At 51.5% G+C, this 680-nt stretch carries 1 protein-coding gene; it reads left to right on the top strand.

Annotated elements, in window-relative coordinates:
- The first annotated feature begins 138 nt into the window (after positions 1-138).
- Positions 139-621, top strand: coding sequence for a zinc ribbon-containing protein (locus ACS8YF_RS19765; RefSeq protein WP_001044880.1), 483 nt, complete (start codon positions 139-141; stop codon positions 619-621).
- Positions 622-680 lie beyond the last annotated feature (59 nt).

Below are 680 nucleotides of genomic sequence, written 5' to 3'. Positions count from 1 at the left end.
CCCGTCAAAACAGCCTTTCGCACATTAACATCGGCAAAAGCCGCGCTGATTATTTCGCGACTCTGTGGCTTGTCAGACACAGCGGGGGAGGAATAAGGTCTATTATCAGAAGACATTAACCACACCGGAGGCGAAATGATGAACAAGGTTGCTCAATATTACCGTGAACTGGTCGCGTCACTGAGCGAACGCCTGCGCAATGGCGAACGTGATATCGACGCACTGGTGGAACAGGCGCGCGAGCGCGTAATAAAAACAGGGGAGTTAACGCGAACCGAGGTCGATGAGCTGACGCGAGCTGTCAGACGTGACCTGGAAGAGTTCGCTATGAGCTATGAAGAGAGCCTGAAAGAAGAATCTGACAGCGTCTTTATGCGGGTGATTAAAGAAAGCTTGTGGCAGGAGCTGGCAGACATCACCGATAAAACGCAGCTTGAATGGCGCGAAGTTTTCCAGGACCTCAATCATCATGGGGTTTATCACAGCGGAGAAGTGGTCGGGCTGGGAAATCTGGTCTGCGAGAAATGTCACTTCCATCTCCCGATCTACACACCGGAAGTGCTGACGCTATGCCCGAAATGTGGTCATGACCAGTTCCAGAGACGCCCGTTTGAGCCGTAATAGTCTGATTTCGCACAGCAATAAAGAGAATATGGGCCGAATGAAATTCCCCGGCCCTT

The sequence above is a fragment of the Salinisphaera sp. SWV1 genome, from assembly GCF_052044155.1.
GTDB lineage: Bacteria > Pseudomonadota > Gammaproteobacteria > Nevskiales > Salinisphaeraceae > Salinisphaera.
The sequence above is the reverse complement of the archived record's forward strand: the minus strand, read 5'-3'. Positions and strand labels throughout refer to the sequence as shown.

Bases quoted from the DNA above. Each gene is read 5' to 3' on its own strand.
- ACS8YF_RS19765 (WP_001044880.1), top strand. From the start codon at position 139: ATGAACAAGGTTGCTCAATATTACCGTGAACTGGTCGCGTCACTGAGC.